Source organism: Citreimonas sp. (assembly GCF_042096055.1).
Classification (GTDB): domain Bacteria; phylum Pseudomonadota; class Alphaproteobacteria; order Rhodobacterales; family Rhodobacteraceae; genus Citreimonas.
On the sequence record NZ_JBELMH010000033.1, the window covers coordinates 1 to 20,066 of the forward strand.

A 20,066-nucleotide genomic window follows, 5' to 3' on the forward strand; every position below is an offset into this window, starting at 1 on the left:
AACCGCAACCAGATCGGCGCCATCGTCGGCTCCCAGCCCTTCGGCGGCGAGGGGTTGTCGGGCACCGGTCCCAAGGCGGGCGGGCCGCTCTACGTCGACCGGTTCCGCCGCCACGACGCAAACCCGGACGGCGCCGAGGCATGGCCCCGCGCCGCCGACGCCGCAAAGCTCACCAAGCGCCTGAAGGACGCCGCGCGCCCCGGCCCGGTCATCCGACAGGACCTGCCCGGGCCGACCGGCGAGGCGAACCAGTACGTCACCCTGCCCCGCGACCCGGTGCTGTGCGCGGGCCCCGGCGCAAAGGCGGCGGCCGAGCAGGCGCGCCTCGTCCGCGACCTCGACGGCATCGCGGTCGAGGCCGATGGCCTGCCCGAGCCCGAGACGCTGGAGCAGCTTCGCGGCGTCTCGGCCGTGCTGTGGTGGGGCGACGCCGAGACCGCGCGCGCAATGCGCCAGGCACTGGCGCGGCGCGACGGGCCGATCGTGCCGCTGATCACCGGCGCGCCCGATCGCGGCCATGCCCGGGCCGAACGTCACGTCTGCATCGACACCACCGCCGCGGGCGGCAACGCGGCCCTGTTGGCGGGCGGGGAATAGACAATCCGCGGCACGCGCGCCTTGACGCCACCGTCGCGCGTGCCACTGTCCGTGCATGTTTCCGATCCGCGATCACAACCCCTCGGGGCGGACGCCGTTCGTCACCTACGCACTGATCGCGATCAACGTGGCGGTGTTCCTGGGCACCTGGAACCTCGAGGCCGATCCCCGCGCGCTGATGAGCTTCTACGCCGATTACGCGCTTGTCCCCGCGCTGGTGAGCGAGGGCATGGGCCTCGGCGGCTTCGTCACCTCGATGTTCGTGCACGGCGGGCTGATGCACCTGGCCGGCAACATGCTGTTCCTGTTCATCTTCGGCGACAACATCGAGGACGAGATGGGCCATGTCGGCTTCGCGCTGTTCTACCTCGCCTCGGGGCTTGCGGCGGGGCTGGGGCAGTTCGTGGCCGACCCGTCCTCGACGATCCCGATGGTCGGCGCCTCGGGCGCGATCGCGGGCGTGATGGGCGGCTACCTGCTGCTCTATCCCAAGGCGCGCGTCGACATCCTGATCATCCTGGTGATCATCTTCCGCGTCATCCCCCTGCCCGCCTGGATCCTGCTGGCGCTGTGGTTCGGCATGCAGATCTTCGGCGGCTTCTCGTCGCCGGCGGACCAGGGCGGCGTCGCCTACTGGGCGCATGCGGGCGGGTTCATCGCCGGCGTGGTGCTGACCGTCCCGGTCTGGCTCAAGCGCGGCGGCCCGGCCTACTGGAGCGTGACCCATGGCCATCCGCCGCATCCCGAGGCACGATACAGCCTGACCCGCACGCACATCCCGCGCGTGCCCCGCCAGTCGCGCGGGCACGACGGCCCCTGGGGACGAGGACGACGATGACCGACACCGACAAGACTGAAACCCGTCGCGCCACCTGCCATTGCGGCGCGGTGGAGCTGAACGTGCGGCTGACCGACGGGCTGAACACCGCTCGGCGCTGCGACTGTTCCTTCTGCCGCAGGCGGGGCGCGCCCGCCGTCTCGGCCCCGCTCGACGGGATCCACGTGGTGCGCGGCGCCGACAAGCTGACGCTCTACAGCTTCGGCACGCACACCGCGAAACACCATTTCTGCAGCATCTGCGGCGTCTACATGTATCACCGCCGCCGGTCCGACCCGAACCAGTACGGCGTGAACCTCTACACGATCGAGGGGGTCGAGCCGAAGGAGACCGAGCCGTTGCCCTGGCTCGACGGGGTCAATCACCCGTCGGACCGCGACGGCGCCGCCTAGCGGTTGCGCAGCAGCTTGGACAGCGGGTCGAACAGCTGGCCGTTCGCGCACAGGATCGAGCCGCTTTCCAGCGGGTCCTGGTCCTCGCGGATGCCCTCGACGAAGCCGCCGGCCTCGCGCACGATCAGCAGGCCCGCGGCCACGTCCCAGATGTTCAGCTCGCGCTCCCAGTAGCCGTCGTAGCGGCCCGCGGCCACGTAGGCCAGGTCGAGCGCGGCCGAGCCAAAGCGCCGCACGCCCGCGCAGGCGGGCATGACGTTGGCGAGGTCCTTCAGCATCGCCGGCAGCGTGGCCTTCGCGGCGAAGGGGATGCCGGTCGCGAACACCGCCTCGATCATCGAATGGCGGCCCGACACGCGCAGGCGGCGGGAATCGTTCAGCCAGGCGCCGGCACCCTTCTCGGCGTAGAACATCTCGTCCTTGGCGGGGTCGTAGACCACGCCCGCGACGATCTGGCCCTTGTGCTCCAGCGCGATCGACACCGCCCAGTGCGGCAGGCCGTGCAGGAAGTTCGTGGTGCCGTCCAGCGGATCGACGATCCAGCGCCGGGTCGGGTCCTCGCCCTCGGTGGCGCCGCCCTCCTCGCCGAGGAAGCCGTAGGTCGGCCGCGCCGCCATCAGCTCGTCGCGGACGATCTTCTCGGCCGCGATGTCGGCGCGGCTGACGAAATCGCCCGCGCCCTTCATCGAGACCTGAAGGTTCTCGACCTCGCGGAAGTCCTTGACCAGCGACCGGCCCGCCTTGCGCGCGGTCTTGATCATCACGTTGAGATTCGCGCTGCCCTTCATGGCCCTGCCCATTGTCCGGAAATTCAGTCCGCGGCTATACGCGGCCCCGCCCCGAATGCCAAGCCCGGCCCGCCGCTTCGCGCAAACGCCCTAGCGCCCGGCGGTGACCAGCGCCCCGATCGCCTCGGCGTTCAGCGCCAGCGCGACGGCGGCCGCGCCCAGGCCCAGCACCGCGAAGACCGCGTCGTGCAGCGGATCCCACGCCCCCGACCGCCGCGCCAGCCACACCTGCACCGGGTAGGCCAGCACATGCGCCACGCCCTGCCCGATCACCGCGCCGGCCAGTCCCGCCAGTTCCAGCCCCGCGACGAGCCCGCCGACCAGCAGCGCCGCGCGCAGGAACGACACCACCGCGAAGCTGCGGCTGTCGCCCCGCGCCAGCGCCGCGCGGTCGTAGGTCTGCACGATCAGCAGCGGGATCTGCGCGCAGGCCAGCAGCACCACGATCGGGCCGGCCATCGCGTAGCGCGGATCGTACATGACCTCGACCAGCCACACGCCGGCCGCCCCCACGCAGGCGACCATCGCCAGCAGCGCGGCCGTCACCACGACGCGCATCCGCCGCAGCCGGTCGAAGGCCTCGCGGCTCTCCCACGGGGGGCTTTCGCGGTAGATCGGGATGAGCACGCGCTGCGCGACCATCCCGCCCAGCAGCATCGGGAACGACGCGAGGTAGAAGCCGATGTTGTAGATCCCCAGCGTCTCGAGCGTCAGCCACTTGCCGATCAGGATGCGGTCGCCTTGGCTGAAGGCGAAGCCGCAGACCGTCGCCAGGAACACCCACTTGCCGAAATGCACCATCTCGGACACCGCCTGCCGCTCAAGCCGCGGACGGTTGCGGTGCCCGGGCAGAAGGGCGGCGTTCGCGCCGACCTCGACGCAGGCGGCGACGAGATTGCTGATAACCAGCGCCCAGACCGAACCCGTCAGCCACGCCAGGATCACGCCGGTCCCGATGCCGATCACCTGCACCCCGAGGTCGATCGCCGTAAGCCGCCCCAGCAGCAGGTGCCGGTTCGCGGTGTCGATGCGCGTCGGCTTGAACCCGGTGATAGCCAGCGCCGCACCCGCCACCGGCAGAAGCTGCGCCAGCATCGGCTCGTCGTAGAACCACGCCATGGGCCACGCGCCAAGGCACGCGACGCCCCACAGCACGAAGCCCCGCGCCACCTGCATGGTCCACGCGGTGTCGAGGAAATCCGGATCGTCGCCGCGTTCCGAGTGCAGGATCGACGGCGTGATGCCCATGTCGGAAAACAGCGCCAGCCCCATCAGGAAGACCAGCACCAGCGCCATCAGCCCGAACGCGTCGGGAAACAGCAGCCGCGTCAGGATCAGGTTCGACGCCAGCCGGATCGCCTGGTTGCCGCCGTAGCCCGCCACCGTCAGCAGCGTCGAGCGGGCGGCCCGCGCGCCGAGCCCGCCGCCGCGGATCTGCTGCATCACCGCCATCATCGGCCGCGGCTCCACCCGTCGCGGCGCCCGCGCGTCAGCCGAACCGCCAGCGCGACCGAGGCGTAGGTGCCGAAGCCCACCGGGTCGCGCAGCGCAAGGCCCAGCGCCGCCGCCCGCGACAGCGGCGCCTTGTCCTCGTTGCGCATCAGGTCCGGAAAGCGGCGCGCGATCTCGGCCACGCCGGCGTTCTGCCGCCGCCGCACCCGCACCAGCGCCCGCCAGCCCTCGGCCACCGGCCAGTCATACGTCGCGGGCACCGCCACGCGCTCGCCGGGGCGAAAGCTCAGCCGCGCGAAAAGGTCGTCGGCGATGATGTCCGGAAACGCCTCCCACCGGGCGCGCCCCGCCGCGTTCACGGCATAAAGCCCGCATCCCGGCACCCCGGCGCGCATGAACGGCAGGCGCCGCCACAGCCGCGCATAGGCCCGCGCCGCCGTCCCGTCGCCCGTGATCCGCACCGTGCCGCTGGCAAAGCGCGGCGCCTCGCCCTGCAGCGCGTCCATGATCTGCACCGGCAGATCGCGCGACACCACCACGTCCGCATCGAGGTACAGCCGCGCCGCGCCCCGCGCCGCCGCGTCGCCCCCGTTCAGCGCGCCGATCTTCGACGCCTCCGCCCGCTCGATCACCCGCAGCGGCACGCCGACCCGCGCCAGCGCGTCCGTTTTGCCGCGCGCGATCGCGGCCGTCTCGTCGCGCGACCCGTTGGCGACCACGACGACCTCGGCCGGCCGCGCGGCGTCCCATCGCGCCGCCGCCAGCGCGTCGAGGCACGCGCCGATATGGCGCGCCTCATTGCTGGCGGGTACGATCACCGAAAGATGCGGCGGCCTCGTTGTCATCGGGCCTGTCGCCCCCCGTTTCCGATGCGCCACAGGCGACGAGAATCTGCGCCGGCGCGCGCCCCTTCCTGCCCTGCGAGTATGGCCAAAAAAGGGAAATCCGGCGAGGATGCCCCGGCAGCATCACCAACCCTCACCCGATAGGTCAGCTTGTGTCGCATCCCTTGAGGATCGGATATCTCGTGCCCCAGTTCCCCGGGCAGACCCATATCTTCTTCTGGCGCGAGATCGCGGCGCTCGAAGCCATGGGCCACGAGGTGCACGTCTTCTCGACCCGGCCACCGGCCGAGGCCTTGCGCGCGCACGACTGGACCGGCGCGGCGATGGCGCGCACCACCTATCTGGGCCAGATGGCGGTCGGCCCCGCGATGGCGGGCCTCGCCCGGCTGGGCCCGCGCGGCCTGCCGCTGTGGTTGCTGCGTCACGGCCCCCGCTTCGCCCGCGACGCCGCCCTGACGCTGGGCGCCGCGCAGACGCTGCTGGCCCGGACCCGGGCGCTGGATCTCGACCACGTGCACGTGCATTCCTGCGGCCGCGCGGCGCTGATCGCGGCCTTCGCGCGGCGCATGGGGGGCGCGCCCTACTCGCTGACCCTGCACGGCCCGCTGGACGATTACGGCCCCGGCCAGCCGCTGAAATGGTCGCGCGCCGCCTTCGCCACCGTCATTACCCGCCGCCTTTTGGCCGAGGTCGAGCAGACCCTCGCCGGTCACCTGCCGCCGCGCATCGCCGTGCGCCCGATGGGCGTCGACACCGACGCCATGCGCCGGAACGAACCCTACGCGCCGCCCGAGCGGGGCCGCCCGGTGCGGCTGTTCTCCTGCGGGCGGCTGAACCTGGTGAAGGGCCACCAGGACCTGCTGCAGGCGATGCGCCAGCTGCTCGACCAGGGCGTCGACGTGCGGCTCGACATCGCCGGAGAGGACGACGACGGCGGCACCGGCTTCCGGGCCGAGCTCGAGACGCTGATCATCCGCCTGCGGCTGCAGGACCATGTCCGCCTGCTGGGCGCGATCGACGCCGAGGCCGTGCGCGCGCATCTCCAGCAGGCGCATCTCTTCGTGCTGGCCAGCTGGCACGAACCGCTGGGCGTCGCCTACATGGAGGCGATGGCGATGGAAGTGCCGGTGATCGGCACCGATGCCGGCGGCACGCGCGAGCTGATCGACGACGGCCGCACCGGCCTGCTGGTCGAGCCGCGCGCCCCCGGTCCGCTGGCCCGCGCGATCCGCGACCTCGTGACCGACCCCGACCGCATCGCCCGCTACGCCAGCGCCGGCCGCGCCCGCATCGTCGCCGATTTCCAGGCCCGCTTCGGCGCCGAGACGCTCGAGCACGAGATCCGCCGCGCCCTGGGCGCTCAAGGCTCGGACGCCGGCGCGGAGAGCGGCGCCACCGTCTGATCCACTGCCTGATCCACCTCGCCCGCGAAGACCCACGCGTCCCGGTCGGACCAGTCCACCGGCGCGGTGGCGTTGTAGGCCATCAGCATGTCCCAGCGCGGATTGGCGTCGCCCAGGTGGCGCAGCGCGCCCCAGCTGCCCCAGCGCGACGGCGGCGCCACGTCGACGAAGGCGGTGAAAAGCGTGCCCCCGGCCGCGACCCAGCCCTGCAGCAGCGTTTCGTACAGCGCGGCCATCTCGGGGGTGTAGCTGTAGAACTCGAAGAACTCGGTCAGCCGCGCGTCGTCCAGCTGCGCATCGCGCGCGGCCAGATGCGTGCCGCCCTCGTACATGATCAGCCGCAGGCCAGCATTCTCGGACACGGCGGCGTGGTAGGGCAGGATCTCGTCCACCAGCTCGCGCAGGCTGCCGTCGCGCAGCGCCTGCGTCATCGGTGCGATCGCCGCGTCGAAGCGGTGGTCGCGCACGTATTCGCGCAAGGCGACCCGCTCCAACCCCTGTGCTGCGCCGGCCGCGCGCGCCGCCGCTTCGGAGCGGTCCAGCCAGTCGCGCAGCACCGGCGCCATCTCGTCGCCGCCCATCTCGTAGCCAAAATACCCCGTCACCGCGTAGGCGTCGAAGCTCTCTTCCGGCATCCGGCCCAGCCGCAGCATCGCCAGCGGCGCGGTCAGCACAGACTCTTCCAGCCCGGGCCAGCCGGTCTGCACCGCGACCACGCGCACCAGACGGTCGGCGGCTTCCTCGCCGAAGACCTCGGCCCAGATGTCGGCCACCTGCGCGGCGCGCAGACCGTAATACTGCATCCAGCCGTCGCCCGAGGCACCCCACAGCGCCTCGGCCTGCGCCCTGGCCCACTGCGCCTGCGGGAAGATCCAGTTCCAGACCTCGTTGGAATACTCCACGTGCGCCTTCAGGTCCGGGTCCAGCCCGTCGCGCACCGCCTCGGCGAAACGGCGGACATAGTCGTCGTCGGCCATGTGCGGCAGGGTGAACCACGGATCGGCGCCCACGTGGTTGGCCAGGCGCAGCATCACCTGGACCGGCACGCCCCAGGCGGTCCACGTGGCGTCCGACAGGCGCGGCCGGTCCTCCCAGCGCGCGATGGTCGAGCCGTTGGTCCGCATCCAGTCCATGAAGCGCAGCACGCGCATGTCCGCGATCCGCGCGATCCAGTCGGGGTTGAAGATCTCGCCCGCCTCGTAGCGCGGCAGCATCTCGGCCTTCACCACGCGGATGTTGCGGATCGGGTCGGCCTCGGGCAACGCGTCGATGGCGATGCCCACGACGCCGGCCCCCGGCTCGTACGAGAACGTCACGCGCCCCGGCTCGTAGCGCACGCGCGACGCGCGGCCCGTCAGCTCGAACGCGGCCTGCCCGTCGTAGAGCATCACGTAGTCGCCGCGCAGGTACTCGGCGTCCTCGGGCATGTCTGTCAGGAACACCGATTCCAGCCGGGTCGCACCCTCGGGGATGCTGAGCGGCCAGCCGTCCACGTCGAGATACCCGCCCGCGCGCAGCACGTCGGTCGACACGGCGCCCCAGCGCGCTTCGGTATGGCCGACCCAGGGACGCGCGCTTTTCATCAGGTCCAGGAACGGATGCTGCGTCGCCCAGTCGTCGAGCCCCGCGACCCCCATGCCCAGCGCCGGCGCCTTGTCCGGGCGCAACCCGGACGGCGGCAGCGCGACCGCCTCGCGCGGCGGCAACGGCGCGGCCTCGGCCTGGGCCGGGGCTGCACCCGCCGGCCGCATCTCGCCCACCAGCGCGGCGATGGCGGCGTAATTCTCGCGGATCGGCGCGGGGATGTCTTCGGGCACGGCGAACCCGGCCGGCGGCGCCGCGTCGAACAGCGCCGCGTAGGTCACCATCCCGGCCAGCAGGTACAGGCCCGGCGTCCCGTGCGGCGCGGCGTCGGCGAACAGCGCCTGCGGGTCGATCCCCTCGAGCAGGCCGCCCGGACCCAGCAGCCGCGCCAGCACCTGCGCCGTGGGGATGCGCGCGACGTCCATCCCCGGCCGCGCGCGGGCGATCGCCGCCTCGAGATCGTCGTACCAGGCCGGGTGCGCCGTCGAGTTCAGGTCGATGTAGCGTCCGTAGCCGGGCTGTTGCGGCGGATAGCCTCCGGTCACCGGCCCCATGTCGGCCCAGCCCTCGTACAGGAACAGCCGCGCCCCGGGCGCGTCGGCCGCGACGTGGTCCAGCACCGTCAGCACCGCCCCCAGCGGCGAGACGTCGTCGCCCTGGTACGGCGCGTCGGGCTTCTGGAACTGGATGAAGTTCGCCGGCGTCACCACGACCGAGTCGATCTCCTGCGCCCCCAGCCCCGTGTCGTGGCGCGGCCAGGCATCCTCGACGCCCGGAAAGGCCCAGTTGGGCCGGGGCGGCAGATCGTTGGCGAAGTTGCGCAGGAACCCCCACTGGCCGTCGGCGGCGAAGTCCTTGCCCGCCGCCCGCGCCAGCTGCCCCACCCAGTAGGGCACCGAGGTCCGGTGCGGCGCCTCCTCGGCCAGGTGGTAGACCAGCGAGTTGCCGAAGAAATATGTCCGCGCCGCGTCGCGCTCGGCCTGGGCCGCCTGCCCCGCCAGCAGCGCGCCCGCCAGCGCCAGCCCCCTTGCGATCCGCGCGATCATGTCCCTGCCCCGTGCCCGTCGCCCCCGGCACTATGGCCCATGCCGCGCCCCGTGCAAGCCGCGGCCGGGTCGATTTCCCCTTGATTCTCCGAATGTCGCGCGTATCGTCGCGCCTATGACGAAGTTCGGCCAAATCCCCGCTGCGACGCGCCCCGAAGGGCTGCGTGCGGGCGCCGTCCGTCTTCTCCTAATCCGCCTCTGAGCGCGGCCCGCATTCGGCGCGACCGCTCAGAGGAGGCTGCCTCGCGCCGATGCCACCGGATGAAGACAGAAAGAGACATACCATGACCGACCAGACCACGCCGAAGGACCGCGTCGTCATCTTCGACACGACCCTGCGCGACGGCGAACAATCCCCCGGCGCCACCATGACCCATGCCGAGAAGCTCGAGATCGCCGAGCTGCTCGACGACATGGGCGTCGACATCATCGAGGCGGGCTTTCCCATCGCGTCCGAGGGCGACTTCCGCGCCGTGTCCGAGATCGCCCAGCGCAGCAAGCAGGCGGTGATCTGCGGCCTCGCCCGCGCGCAGCTGCCCGACATCGACCGCTGCTGGGAGGCCGTGAAGCACGCCGAACGCCCCCGCATCCACACCTTCATCGGCACCTCGCCGCTGCACCGCGCCATCCCGAACCTGACCCAGGACGAGATGGCCGAGCGGATCGAGCAGACCGTGACCCACGCCCGCAACCTCTGCGACAACGTGCAATGGTCGCCGATGGACGCGACGCGCACCGAATGGGACTACCTGCGCCGCGTCGTCGAGATCGCCATCAAGGCCGGCGCCACCACGATCAACATCCCCGACACCGTCGGATACACCGCGCCGCGCGAATCCGCCGACCTGATCCGCCGCCTCATCGCCGAGGTGCCCGGCGCGGACGAGGTGATCTTCGCCACGCACTGCCACAACGACCTCGGCATGGCGACCGCGAACGCCCTCGCCGCGGTCGAGGGCGGCGCGCGACAGATCGAGTGCACGATCAACGGCCTCGGCGAGCGTGCCGGCAACACCGCGCTGGAAGAGGTCGTGATGGCGCTGCGCACTCGCAACGACATCATGCCCTACGAGACGCGCATCGACACCCGCAAGATCATGCACATCTCGCGCCGCGTCGCGACCGTGTCGGGCTTCCCGGTGCAGTTCAACAAGGCGATCGTCGGCAAGAACGCCTTCGCGCACGAATCCGGCATCCACCAGGACGGCATGCTCAAGAACGCCGAGACGTTCGAGATCATGCGCCCCGAGGACGTCGGCCTGTCGGCCACCAGCCTGGTGATGGGCAAGCATTCCGGCCGCGCCGCGCTGCGCGCCAAGCTCAAGGAACTCGGCGTCGACGTGGGCGACAACCAGCTCAAGGACATCTTCGTCCGGTTCAAGGAGCTCGCCGACCGCAAGAAGGAGGTCTACGACGAGGACATCCTCGCCCTCGTGACCGCCACGACCGAAGGCTCGGACCGGCTGCAGCTGGTCAACCTCTCGGTCACCTGCGGCACCGGCGGCCCGGCCGAGGCCACGCTCGAGATGGAGATCGACGGCCGCGAGGCCAGCGCCACCTGCCAGGGCGACGGTCCGGTCGACGCCACCTTCAAGGCCGTGCGCGCGCTGCACCCCAACGAGGCCAAGCTGCAGCTCTACCAGGTTCACGCCGTGACCGAGGGCACCGATGCCCAGGCCACCGTGTCCGTGCGGCTCGAGGAATCGGGCATGATCGCCACCGGCCAGTCCGCCGACACCGACACGGTCGTCGCCTCGGCCCGCGCCTACATCAACGCGCTCAACCGCCTGCTGGTGCGCCGCGACAAGACCGGCAAGGACACCAAGGAAATCAGCTACAAGGACGTCAGCTGACCCCATAGCCCCCGCCGCGGCGGGGGCTTTTTTCCGGCCGCCGCCCGGCCGACGCCGCCCTATTGCCTGCGCGAATCCGCACCGCAGCGGCGTCTTCCCCCGGTTGACGCCCCGGTGGCGATCTGCTTTCTCAAATCTGTTACAATTCAATCCGACTATTGCCGAAAGCCTTTCCGTGCACCTGTCCGACCACCCGACCCTGAACCCGATCAACCTGCCGCGCACGCTCGCGGCGCGGGTGCCGCACAAGGCTTTACGGGACCGGTGGAACAGGCTGCGCTTCGGTCCCGACGCGCCGCTCAGCGACGAATGCATCTTCGTGCCGCCGCTCGAGGTGCGCTACGTCTACAAGGCCCGCGGCACGTCCGATGCGCCCAGCTTCCAACGCAGGCACAGCGGCCTGGTCGCGGGCGGCGACTGGGACCTGTCCCGCGCGCCGATTCCAGACCTGCGGGCCACGCGGGTCGTGTACGATCACTTCGTCCGGGGCCTCAGCTGGGAGGAAACCGGCGTCTACGACTACCACCTCGCGCACATCGCGAAGAAGGGCATCTCCGAGGGCGCCCGCTCGCGCGAGGAGGTCGTCGCGCGCTATGAGGCGCTCGACCGTGTCTACGAAGAGGCGCAGCGGACCGGACGGCTGCGTCCACGCCGCGACCTGCCCGCGCGCTTCCGCCGCGAACACGGCGGCATCTTCATCCACGTGGCCCGCGACGGCGAGCCCCTGCGCTCGGGCGGCGGCCGGCACCGCTTCGCGATCGCGCGCATTCTCGGTCTGGCGACCGTGCCCGCGCAGCTGGGCGTCATCCACCCCGAGGCCGTGCGCGCCGGCCACCTCGACCGCCTGCGCCGCCCGTCCTGATCCGGGCGGGGAATGGGCGCCGTGCACGTGCTTCGGCCGCGCCGAACCACGCCAGATCCTAACGGATCGTGAATCCGCCTCCAGAACCCATTGATTTCATTGAGGCGCCTTCGTGTCCCATCGTGGGACACCGCTCACAGCATCGACGGCACGATCTGATCCGGGGGCCGGTGGCCGTCGGCGAAGGTCTTGATGTTGATGATCACCTTCTCGCCCATCTCGACCCGCCCCTCCTCGGTGGCCGAGCCCATGTGCGGCAGCATCACCACGTTGGGCATGTCCCGCAGCTCGGGGTTGCCCTTGATCCCGTGGCGGTATACGTCCAGCCCCGCGCCCGCCAGCTCGCCCGCCTTCAGCATGCGGGTCAGCGCATTCTCGTCGATCACCTCGCCCCGCGAGGTGTTCACGATCACCGCCGAGGGCTTCATCAACTTCAGCCGCCGCGCGTTCAGCAGGTGGTAGGTCGACGGAGTCGAGGGGCAGTTCACGCTGACCATGTCCATCCGCGCGACCATCTGGTCGAGGCTTTCCCAGTAGGTGGCCTGCAGCGCCTCTTCCGTCTCGGGGCGCAGGCGGCGGCGGTTGTGGTAGTGGATCTGCATCCCGAAGGCCGCGGCACGCCGCGCGACCGCCTGCCCGATGCGGCCCATGCCGAGGATGCCCAGCCGCTTGCCGCCCAGCCGGCCGCCCAGGAACGCCGTCGGCGCCCAGCCGTCCCACTCGCCGCGCTGCATCACGGCCAGCCCCTCGGGGATGCGCCGGGTCACGCCCAGCAGCAGCGCCATCACCATGTCGGCGGTGTCGTCGGTCACCACGCCGGGCGTGTTCGACACCAGGATGCCCCGCGACCGCGCGGTCGAGACGTCGATGTGATCGAACCCCGCGCCGAAATTCGCGATCAGCTTCAGCCGCTCGCCGGCCTGGCCGATCAGGCCCGCGTCGATCGTGTCGGTCACCGTGGGCACCAGCACGTCCGCCTCGGCCACCGCGTCGACCAGCTCGCCACGGCTCATCGGCGCGTCGTCGTCGCGCAGGCGCACGTCGAACAGCTCGGACAGGCGGGTTTCCACCACCGCCGGCAGGCGTCGCGTGACGACAACACTCAGACGTTTTGACGGCATTTGGTCCTCCCGGCCTTTCCCATTCAGGGGTCGTGGCGCTACACTGTGCCACGAACGGATGGGGCACAAGAACCCCCGCCGAAAAACTCGGGCAGGACATCCACATGACCGTGAGAGCGCTTGGCATCTTGCTGGCCGCGACGCTGTGGGCGACCGCGGCTTTTCCCGCGACGACCGACCGCGGCCCCGTCACCAACCTTCCGCTGCCGCGTTTCGTGTCGCTCAAGGCGGCCGAGGGCAACGTGCGGCGCGGCCCCTCGCTGACGCACCGGATCGACTGGATCTACCAGCGGCGCGGCATGCCGCTGGAGATCACGGCCGAGCACGGCCACTGGCGCCGCGTGCGCGACAACGAGGGCGCCGGCGGCTGGGTCCACTACTCGCTGCTGTCGGGCGTGCGCTCGGTGATCGTGCAGCGCGACATGCTCGACCTGCTGGCGCAACCGACCGAAGGTGCCACGCCGGTTGCCCGCCTCGGCTACGGCGTGATCGCACGGCTGGGCGAATGCCTGCCCGAGTGGTGCAGGCTGTCCGCCGGCGGCCATGACGGCTGGGCGCCCAAGTCGGCGATGTGGGGCGTCGCCCCGGACGAGGTGCGCGAGTAGACCGCGATCAGGCCGCGCTGGCCGCGAGGATCGCGGCCTCGCCAGGGTCCAGCCGACGGCGCGCGAAGGGACCGTAGCTGCGCGGGTTCCCGGCGAGCGCCGGCCAGCGCTCGGCCAGACGCGCACGATCCTGCTCGGCCAGGTGCGACAGCGCGGCGGCGGCGGGGTGGAAGCTTTCGCATTCCATCCCGTTGGCGAACAGGATCGCGTGCCGCCCCAGCAGAAGGTTCAGGTACGTCACCTCGCTCACCTGAAGGTCCTGCCCGATCGACGCGGTGCCTGACAGGTCGCGGGCGCCGACCAAAACCTCGGGCGCGTTGAACAGCATCCGCGCGGCGCTGCTGCGGCACAACATCCCCTGCCCCGCGCGACGAGCAGCGGCGCGTGCGGACGCGCGGCACCGAAGGCGCCCGGGGCCACGCGGACCGGGCGCAGGCCGGGGCGCAGGTAGAATTGCGCACCGCCGATCCGCCGCGCGCCGATCCACTGCACCGGTTGCGCGCCGCCATCGGCGGTCAGCACGTGATCGCCCTCGCGCAGATGCTCGACCGCGACCGGGCCGTGCGGCGTGGCGATCCGCGTGCCGGCGGCCAGGCCTGTCACGTCCGCCGAACCGCGCCACGCCCCGGAGCGACCGGCCCGGGTGCGCATCGGGCGGATCACGCGCAGTTCGGTGTCCTGCGGCGGCAGGGCGCCGTCGGTCATGGCCAGCACGGCGCCGCTCCGGTGCGTCGCCACCAGCGACAGCACGTAGCGATCCTGCCCGTCGCTCAGCGCCACGGTGCCGTCGCTGAGAAGATCGTCGTCGTAGGGATCGAGCTCGATGTCGTCGGCCTGCGCGTCGATGCCCGCCAGTTCCGAGACCCGGCGCGCGGCTCGCGCGCGCCGCTCGTGGTCGTCCTGCCCGTAGGGGCGCAGCGCCGGATCGCCCGCGTCCAGCCGCACCGCCTCGCCGCGCCAGCGCCAGCACGCGCCCAGCCTCAGCGCCGCAAGCGGCGCCGCGCGCACGCCGTCGGTCTCGGTCAGGTGCCAGGGAATGGCAAAGCTTGCGCGGGCACGGGGCTTGGACATCGGATGGCTCGGGCTGCACTGCTTTGACCGGATCGCCCGGCCGCGTCGTTCTTGGGATGCTACCGCATCGCGTCCCGGGCGCCTAGCGCCCCGTTGGACAAGGGCCGCGGCAGCGTCTAGACCGGGCGCATCATGTCCAGCGAACACGCATCCGCCCCGCCCCTGACCCATCCCGCGACCGAAACGCCGGCGCAGGTCGCGCGCCGCGTCCTGATGACCGAAAGCGCCGCCCTCGCCACGCTGGCCGACGGGCTTCCGGACGATTTCGAGCGCGTCGTCGCCCGCCTGCTCGAGGTCTCGGGCCGGGTGATCCTGTCCGGCATGGGCAAGTCCGGGCACGTCGCGGGCAAGATCGCGGCCACGCTGGCCTCGACCGGGACGCCCGCACAGACCGTGCATCCCGGCGAGGCAAGCCACGGCGATCTGGGCATGATCACCCGCGCCGACGCGGTGATCCTGATCTCGAACTCCGGCGAGACGCGCGAACTGGCGGACATGATCGCCCATTGCGCGCGCTTCGCCATCCCGCTGATCGCGATGACCAAGCGCGCCGGCTCGACGCTGGCGCAGGCGGCCGACCACGTGTTGCTGCTGCCCGACGCGCCCGAGGCCTGCGCGATCGGCATGGCGCCCACCACCTCGACCACGATGGCGATGGCGCTCGGCGACGCGCTGGCCGTGGCGCTGATGCAGCACCGCGGCTTCGACCGCGAAAGCTTTGCCGCGTTCCATCCCGGCGGCACGCTGGGCGCGCAGCTTCTGCGCGTCTCGGCGGTGATGCACACCGGCGACGCGCTGCCGGTGGTCACCGACGCGGCCCCCATGTCCGAGGTGCTGCTGACCATGAGCAGCAAGGGCTTCGGCGTCGCCGCCCTGGTCGAGGGCGGGCGCCTGACCGGGATCATCACCGACGGCGACCTGCGGCGGAACATGGACGGCCTCATGGACCGCAGCGCCGGCGCCGTCGCCACGCGCACGCCGATGACCACGCGGCCCGGCACGCTGCTGACCGAGGCCCTGGGCATGATGAACATGAACAAGCGCACCGTGCTGCTGGTGGTCGACGATTCGGACCACCTCGTCGGTCTGCTGCATATCCACGACGCGCTCAGGGCAGGTGTCGCATGAACGTCTCGATCTTCATTCCCGCGCGCTACGCGTCGACCCGCTACCCTGGCAAGCCGCTGGTGCCGCTGACCGGCGCGGACGGCGACGCCAAGCCGTTGATCCAGCGCAGCTGGGAGGCGGCGCGCGCGGTCGAGGGCGTCACCTCGGTCTACGTGTTGACCGACGACGACCGCATCGCCGACGCCGCGCGCGGCTTCGGCGCCGACGTGCTGATGACGTCCGAGAACGCCCGCAACGGGACCGAGCGCTGCGCCGAGGCGCTGGCGCAGCTCGAGGTGGAACCGGACGTGGTGGTCAATCTGCAGGGCGACGCGCCGCTGACCCCGCCGTGGTTCGTCGAGGCACTGATCGAGCGCATGGCCGACTGGCATGTGCAGATGGCCACGCCCGTGCTGCGCTGCGACCCGCAGACGTTGGAAAACCTCGTCACCGACCGGCGCGAGGGCCGCGTCGGCGGCACCACGGCCGTGATGAAGACCGACGGCAGCGCGATCTACTTCTCGAAAGAGGTGCTGCCCTACGTGGCCAGCCTGTCCGCGCCGCCCGAGGTCTGGCACCATGTCGGCGTCTACGCCTACCGCCCCGACGCGCTGCGCCGCTACGCCGGCTGGGACGAGGGCCCGCTGGAACGCGCCGAGGGCCTGGAACAGCTGCGCTTCGTCGAGAACGGCGCCGCCGTGACCTGCGTGCCGGTCGAGGCGCGCGGCCGCGTGTTCTGGGAACTCAACAACCCCGTGGACGTCGACCGGATCGAGGCCGTCCTGAAGAAGGAACGCATCGCATGACCACCGCCAAGGCCGTGACCCTGGGCGATGTCCGCATCGCCAACGACGCACCGCTCGCGCTGATCGCGGGGCCGTGCCAGCTCGAAAGCCTGGACCACGCGCGCATGTTGGCCGAGCGTATCGCCACGGCCGCAGACGGCATGCCCTGGATCTTCAAGGCCAGCTACGACAAGGCCAACCGCTCGTCGCTGAAGGGCAAGCGCGGCCTCGGCATGGACGAGGGGCTGGCCATCCTGTCGACGATCCGGGGCGAGTTCGGCGTGCCCGTGCTGACCGACGTGCACGACGCGCACCAATGCGCGCCCGTGGCGCAGGCGGTCGACGTGCTGCAGATCCCCGCTTTCCTTTCGCGCCAGACCGACCTGCTCCTCGCTGCGGGCGAGACCGGCCGCGCGATCAACGTCAAGAAGGGGCAGTTCCTGGCCCCTTGGGACATGGAGAACGTCGCCGCCAAGATCGCCAGCACCGGCAACGAGAACATCATGCTGTGCGAGCGCGGCACCAGCTTCGGCTACAACATGCTGGTCAGCGACATGCGGTCGCTGCCGATCATGGGTCAGACCGGGCACCCGGTCGTGTTCGACGCGACCCACTCGGTCCAGCTGCCGGGCGGCCAGGGCACGTCCTCGGGCGGGCAGCGCCAGTTCGTCGAGCCGCTGGCCCGCGCCGCCGTTGCCGTGGGCTGCGCCGCTGTCTTCATCGAGACGCACGAGGATCCCGACAATGCGCCGTCGGACGGGCCGAACATGGTCCAGATCGACCGCCTGCGCGGCGTGCTCGACGGCTTGCGCGCGATCGACGCGCTGACCAAGGCGCGCTAGGCCAGCGCGGTCCGCAGCTTTTCCAGGTAGGCGGTCACCAGCGCCTCGGCCCGGTCGGGGTCGTCCGCTTCGGCGTAGCAGCGGAACTCGGGCGCGTTGCCGGACGGGCGCAGGTGCACGATCTCGCCGCCCTCGAAGGACACGCGCAGCCCGTCGGTCAGGTCGAGCGAGGCCTCGTCGCCGGGATCGGTGAAGAAATCGTCGCGCGCGGCGCGGTCGGTCTTCAGGTCCGCGATGAACGCCTGCGACCGCTCGGGGGCCACGCCGGCGATCCGGTCGGCGGCGGTGAAGCGCCGCGGAAGTGCCGCCACCAGCGCGGCTAGTCCGCCTTCGGTCGCGTGCGCCAGCGGCGCCAGGATCGGCAGCAGGCAGTCGCGCGTCGGCAGCGGCGCAAGGCGACCTTCCGGGCCCTCGGCCTCGAACCCCAGAAGGAAGCCGCCATTCGCCTCGTAGCCGACGACCCGTGCGGCGGGCTCGGCCGCGACGGCCTGCTCCATCGCCTCGATCACGTAGGGCGATCCGATGCGCGTGCGCGCGACGCGCTCGAACCCCATCAGGTCGACCAGCGTGTTGGACGAGACCGGCGTGCAGACGATTCGCGCACCCAGCGCGCGGGCCGTGAGCGCGCCCAGCACGTCGCCCGGCACGATGCGGCCCGTTTCGTCCGTGACCATCGGGCGGTCGGCATCCCCGTCGGTCGAGATCACCGTGTCGAGCGTATGCTCGGCGCACCACCGGGCCAGCATCGCGCGGGTGTCGGCGTCGACCGCCTCGGTGTCGACCGGCACGAACGTGTCCGATCGCGCGATCGGCACCGCCTGCCCGCCCAGCGCCTCGACCACGTTGACCATCAAATCCCGCGCGACCGAGCTGTGCTGGTAGATCCCGATGCGCAGACCCGCCAGCGCCTTGGGTCCGAAGGCGTCGACGTAGCGCGCGGCATAGGCGCGGGCGGCCGAATCGTCGCCCGGCCCGGGATCCGTGCCATCCGGAAAGGCCTGCCCCAACGCGCCCAGGATCGCGGTCTCGTAGGCCTTCGTGATCTCGCCCTCGGGCGTGTAGAATTTCAGCCCGTTGCGGTCAGCCGGGATGTGGCTGCCGGTCACCATGATCGCCGCGGCGCCGGCCTGCACCGCCGCCAGGGCCAGCGCCGGCGTCGGCAGCACGCCGCAATCGGTCACGTCCAGTCCCGCGCCCGCCAGCGTCCGCCGCACCTGCGCCGCGATCCCGTCCGAGCTTTCGCGCAAATCGCGCCCCACGTAGACGCCCGAGCCGGTCGGACAGGCACGTGCGAAGGCCGAGACGTAGTCTGCCACCACGTCGTCGGAGAGTTCCGTGACCAGGCCCCGCAGCCCGCTGGTTCCGAATTTCGCCGCCATCGCACTCGTCCTCGTAACCGCGTTTGCCCATGACTAGCGCAGCGCGGCCCCGAGGCACAGATGCGAATGGCGCCGCGCCTCAGGCCCGCCGCGCCGGGCTGGCCGCGGCCGCGGCGCGCGCCGCGCCGGTCATGGGCACCGCGGTGCGCCGCAGCAGCAATTGCAGCGTCTGGAAGGCCATGTCGGGACCGTGCGGCGCGGGTTGCGCCATGAAGGCGTCGAGCTCGCCCCAGGCGCGGATCGCGTGGTCCAGCACCGGATCCTCGCCGTCGCGGTACAGGCCCGCACGCACCATCGTCTCGGACCGCGCATAGGCGCCCAGCAGCTGGCGCACCTGTGCGATCGTCTCGTTCTGCGGCGCCGTCGCCGCCTGCGGCAGGCTGCGCGAGACCGAGCGCAGCAGGTCGATCGCGGGAAAGCGCCCGCGCTCGGCGATCTGGCGGTCCAGCACCACGTGGCCGTCGAGCACGCCGCGCAGGATGTCGGCGATCGGCTCGTCCATGTCCGAGCCGGCGACCAGCACGCTGAACACCGCGGTGATGTCGCCCTGTTCGACCGTGCCGGGGCCCGCGCGTTCGGCCAGCCGCATGATCTGGTTGGCGACCGAGGGCGGATGCCCGCGCAGCGCCGGAAGCTCGCCGCCCGCGACGGCGACCTCGCGGTGCGCCTCGGCGAAGCGGGTGACCGAATCGGCCAGGTACAGCACGTGCTTGCCCTGGTCGCGGAAATGCTCGGCCACGGTCATCGCGGCCAGCGGGCAGCGGCGCCGCTCCAGCGGCGAGCGGTCCGACGTCGCGGCCACCACGACCGTGCGCGCCATCCCTTCGGGGCCCAGCACGGACTGGACGAATTCCTGCACCTCGCGGCCGCGCTCGCCGACCAGCGCCAGCACCACGACGTCGGCCTGCATGCCGCGCGCGAGCTGCGACAGAAGGTGCGACTTGCCCACGCCCGACCCCGCGAACAGGCCCACGCGCTGGCCCCGCACGATCGGCAGCAGCGTGTCGAAGATGGCAAGCCCCGTGCCCAGCCGCGGCCCCAGCGGACGGCGCGCGGCGGCGGGCGGCGGGCTGGCGCGGAAGGGGCGGCGTTCGATCCCCGGCGAGAGCGGCCGGCCGTCGATCGGGCGGCCGTAGGGGTCGATCACCCGGCCGATCCACGAATCGTCCGGCGCCAGCGTCGGCGCGCCAAGCACCGCGACCCGGTCGCCGCGCGCGACCCCCTCGGGCGGATCGTCCGGCAGCATCGCCACCAGGTCGTCGCGGATGCGCAGCACCTCGCCCGACACCGCGTCGCCGCCGTGGCGGATCAGCCGCAGCCGGTCGCCGAGGCAGGCCGAATCGCACAGGCCCCGCACCCAGATCGCCGTGCCGTCCACCGAATGCACGCGCCCGACGGCCCGCACCGGTTGTATCTGCGCGATCCGCGCGCGCAGCGCCCCGACCTGATCCCTGCCCATCGTCCGCTCCATTCAGCTTCTGAAAACCGTTTCTAAA

General features: G+C 71.7%; 18 protein-coding genes and 1 pseudogene. 10 read left to right on the forward strand and 9 right to left on the reverse strand.

Features of this window, described 5'->3' with window-relative positions:
* The 3 genes and pseudogenes from ACFDTC_RS09220 to ACFDTC_RS09230 form a co-directional block, all read left to right on the forward strand.
* Window positions 1-597, forward strand: a pseudogene (locus ACFDTC_RS09220) (bifunctional proline dehydrogenase/L-glutamate gamma-semialdehyde dehydrogenase); the annotation flags it as partial.
* A gap of 55 nt (window positions 598-652) precedes the next feature.
* Window positions 653-1,435, forward strand: coding sequence for a rhomboid family intramembrane serine protease (locus ACFDTC_RS09225; protein ID WP_375258584.1), 783 nt, complete (start codon window positions 653-655; stop codon window positions 1,433-1,435).
* Window positions 1,432-1,827, forward strand: a complete 396-nt coding sequence (locus ACFDTC_RS09230) for a GFA family protein (RefSeq protein ID WP_375258585.1) — start codon at window positions 1,432-1,434, stop codon at window positions 1,825-1,827. The genes ACFDTC_RS09225 and ACFDTC_RS09230 overlap by 4 nt, the downstream gene beginning before the upstream one ends.
* On the opposite strand, the gene ACFDTC_RS09235 is transcribed toward ACFDTC_RS09230, so the two are convergent.
* The 3 genes from ACFDTC_RS09235 to ACFDTC_RS09245 all read right to left on the reverse strand — a co-directional run bounded on the left by ACFDTC_RS09235 (window position 1,824) and on the right by ACFDTC_RS09245 (window position 4,912).
* Window positions 1,824-2,615 carry an inositol monophosphatase family protein gene (locus tag ACFDTC_RS09235; RefSeq protein ID WP_375258586.1) on the reverse strand — a complete coding sequence of 264 codons (792 nt, stop codon included), beginning with the start codon at window positions 2,613-2,615 and terminating at the stop codon, window positions 1,824-1,826. The two genes, ACFDTC_RS09230 and ACFDTC_RS09235, sit on opposite strands and share 4 nt — an antisense overlap.
* Window positions 2,616-2,705: 90 nt before the next feature.
* A complete protein-coding gene (locus tag ACFDTC_RS09240) occupies window positions 2,706-4,058 on the reverse strand; it encodes an oligosaccharide flippase family protein (protein ID WP_375258587.1) in 1,353 nt (450 codons plus the stop codon).
* 8 nt (window positions 4,059-4,066) lie between these two features.
* Window positions 4,067-4,912 (reverse strand): glycosyltransferase, encoded by an 846-nt coding sequence (locus tag ACFDTC_RS09245; RefSeq protein WP_375258588.1) that lies wholly within the window; start codon window positions 4,910-4,912, stop codon window positions 4,067-4,069.
* Window positions 4,913-5,076: 164 nt separating this feature from the next.
* Here ACFDTC_RS09245 and epsE point away from each other — a divergent pair, with 164 nt between their 5' ends.
* Complete coding sequence (gene epsE, locus ACFDTC_RS09250) at window positions 5,077-6,315, forward strand: exopolysaccharide biosynthesis GT4 family glycosyltransferase EpsE (RefSeq protein ID WP_375258589.1); 1,239 nt, start codon at window positions 5,077-5,079, stop codon at window positions 6,313-6,315.
* On the opposite strand, the gene ACFDTC_RS09255 is transcribed toward epsE, so the two are convergent.
* A complete protein-coding gene (locus ACFDTC_RS09255; RefSeq protein WP_375258590.1) occupies window positions 6,273-8,945 on the reverse strand; it encodes a calcium-binding protein in 2,673 nt (890 codons plus the stop codon). The genes epsE and ACFDTC_RS09255 overlap by 43 nt on opposite strands.
* Before the next feature lie 284 nt (window positions 8,946-9,229).
* Here ACFDTC_RS09255 and ACFDTC_RS09260 point away from each other — a divergent pair, with 284 nt between their 5' ends.
* Window positions 9,230-10,798, forward strand: coding sequence for a 2-isopropylmalate synthase (locus ACFDTC_RS09260; RefSeq protein ID WP_375258591.1), 1,569 nt, complete (start codon window positions 9,230-9,232; stop codon window positions 10,796-10,798).
* A gap of 175 nt (window positions 10,799-10,973) precedes the next feature.
* Window positions 10,974-11,660 (forward strand): hypothetical protein, encoded by a 687-nt coding sequence (locus tag ACFDTC_RS09265; RefSeq protein WP_375258592.1) that lies wholly within the window; start codon window positions 10,974-10,976, stop codon window positions 11,658-11,660.
* Between the two features lie 134 nt (window positions 11,661-11,794).
* Here the strand turns inward: ACFDTC_RS09265 and ACFDTC_RS09270 are convergent, their stop codons facing one another.
* A complete protein-coding gene (locus ACFDTC_RS09270) occupies window positions 11,795-12,781 on the reverse strand; it encodes a 2-hydroxyacid dehydrogenase (protein ID WP_375258593.1) in 987 nt (328 codons plus the stop codon).
* Window positions 12,782-12,885: 104 nt separating this feature from the next.
* Between ACFDTC_RS09270 and ACFDTC_RS09275 the strand changes: the two genes are divergently transcribed.
* A complete protein-coding gene (locus ACFDTC_RS09275) occupies window positions 12,886-13,386 on the forward strand; it encodes an SH3 domain-containing protein (RefSeq protein ID WP_375258594.1) in 501 nt (166 codons plus the stop codon).
* Window positions 13,387-13,393: 7 nt separating this feature from the next.
* Here ACFDTC_RS09275 and ACFDTC_RS09280 read toward each other — a convergent pair whose 3' ends face one another.
* Both ACFDTC_RS09280 and ACFDTC_RS09285 read right to left on the reverse strand, forming a co-directional pair.
* Complete coding sequence (locus tag ACFDTC_RS09280) at window positions 13,394-13,741, reverse strand: Hint domain-containing protein (RefSeq protein ID WP_375258595.1); 348 nt, start codon at window positions 13,739-13,741, stop codon at window positions 13,394-13,396.
* A complete protein-coding gene (locus ACFDTC_RS09285; RefSeq protein WP_375258596.1) occupies window positions 13,633-14,457 on the reverse strand; it encodes a Hint domain-containing protein in 825 nt (274 codons plus the stop codon). Before ACFDTC_RS09285 ends, ACFDTC_RS09280 begins: the two co-directional genes overlap by 109 nt.
* Before the next feature lie 132 nt (window positions 14,458-14,589).
* Here ACFDTC_RS09285 and ACFDTC_RS09290 point away from each other — a divergent pair, with 132 nt between their 5' ends.
* From ACFDTC_RS09290 to kdsA, 3 genes are read left to right on the forward strand one after another with little or no spacing between them, the layout of a single operon-like run.
* A complete protein-coding gene (locus ACFDTC_RS09290; protein WP_375258597.1) occupies window positions 14,590-15,585 on the forward strand; it encodes an SIS domain-containing protein in 996 nt (331 codons plus the stop codon).
* Window positions 15,582-16,370 (forward strand): 3-deoxy-manno-octulosonate cytidylyltransferase, encoded by a 789-nt coding sequence (locus ACFDTC_RS09295; RefSeq protein ID WP_375258598.1) that lies wholly within the window; start codon window positions 15,582-15,584, stop codon window positions 16,368-16,370. The genes ACFDTC_RS09290 and ACFDTC_RS09295 overlap by 4 nt, the downstream gene beginning before the upstream one ends.
* On the forward strand, window positions 16,367-17,191 hold the full coding sequence (kdsA, locus tag ACFDTC_RS09300) for a 3-deoxy-8-phosphooctulonate synthase (RefSeq protein ID WP_375258599.1): 825 nt from the start codon (window positions 16,367-16,369) through the stop codon (window positions 17,189-17,191). The genes ACFDTC_RS09295 and kdsA overlap by 4 nt, the downstream gene beginning before the upstream one ends.
* Here kdsA and ACFDTC_RS09305 read toward each other — a convergent pair.
* Both ACFDTC_RS09305 and ACFDTC_RS09310 read right to left on the reverse strand, forming a co-directional pair.
* Window positions 17,188-18,570 carry a phosphomannomutase gene (locus tag ACFDTC_RS09305; RefSeq protein ID WP_375258600.1) on the reverse strand — a complete coding sequence of 461 codons (1,383 nt, stop codon included), beginning with the start codon at window positions 18,568-18,570 and terminating at the stop codon, window positions 17,188-17,190. The two genes, kdsA and ACFDTC_RS09305, sit on opposite strands and share 4 nt — an antisense overlap.
* A 79-nt stretch (window positions 18,571-18,649) precedes the next feature.
* On the reverse strand, window positions 18,650-20,029 hold the full coding sequence (locus tag ACFDTC_RS09310; RefSeq protein ID WP_375258601.1) for a FliI/YscN family ATPase: 1,380 nt from the start codon (window positions 20,027-20,029) through the stop codon (window positions 18,650-18,652).
* Window positions 20,030-20,066 lie beyond the last annotated feature (37 nt).